This window comes from Pseudomonas cremoris, assembly GCF_014230465.1.
The window spans coordinates 1-1,100 of sequence record NZ_JAAXCY010000033.1; the positions used below are offsets into that span (position 1 = coordinate 1).

General features: G+C 62.0%; 1 protein-coding gene. It reads left to right on the plus strand.

Annotation, left to right across the window (positions count from 1 at the left end; translation table 11 throughout):
• A partial coding sequence (gene tssI, locus HF257_RS33190; RefSeq protein WP_185711019.1) for a type VI secretion system tip protein TssI/VgrG occupies window positions 1-1,100 on the plus strand: 1,100 nt, incomplete at both ends.

Here is a 1,100-nt window from a genome sequence, read left to right on the forward strand (position 1 = left end):
GCCGAGCAAAAGCTGACCGACATCCGCAGCGAGATCTGCTTCGAGCACCAACCCCGCGAATACTGCGTACAGGCCGGCGAAACCGACCTCGACTTCATCGCCCGCCTCGCCGCCGAAGAAGGCCTGCTCTACACCTTCGAACACCGCGCCGACGGCCACACCCTCATCCTTACCGACCGCGTCGGCGGCCTCGGCACCATCGGCACCCACACCGATTGCCCGGTGATCTACCAGCCTATGTCCGGCGGCGACTCCAAGGAACCGGCGCTGAACCGCTTCCACTACACCGAACAAGTTCGCACCGCCGTGCAGGTCCAGCGCGACTACACCTTCACCCACCCGCGTTACAACCAGCAGCACAAAGCCACTGGCGATCAGGACCTGAACAACCAGCACAAAGACTACGAACGCTACGACTACCCCGGCCGTTACAAGCGCGATATCGCCGGCAAGCCCTTCACCAAAACGCGCCTGGCCGCACTGCGTAACGACGCCAAGTTGGCGCACCTGGAAGGCGACGATGAGCGCCTGCAGCCGGGGTTGGCGTTCGACCTCAACGAGCATCCGCGTGAAGACTTCAATGACCGCTGGCGCACCATCGCCATCAGACACGAAGGCAAGCAGCACACCAGCTTGCAGGAAGAGTCGTTCGGCAGTGGCCTTGGTACGTCTTACTCGTTGAAAGCCAGCGCCATCCGCTGGACCTCGGATTGGAAAGCGCCGCTGCGTGACAAACCGTGCATCGACGGCCCGCAAATCGCCACGGTGGTTGGCCCTCCCGGCGAGGAGATTTATTGCGATGAATGGGGCCGGGTCAAGGTGCAGTTTCCGTGGGACCGCTCGGACAAAAACAACGACCAGAGTTCGTGCTGGATCCGTGTCGCTCAAGGCTGGGCAGGCGCGACGTGGGGGGCCATGGCCGTGCCGCGCGTGAATCAGGAACTGATCATCAGCTTTTTGGATGGAGACCCTGACCAGCCTATCGCCACGGGCCGCACCTACCGCCAGACCAATCTGCCGCCGTATGAGCTGCCCAAGCACAAGACGCGGATGACCATCAAAAGCCGAACTCATAAGGGTGATGGCTTCAATGAGCTGCG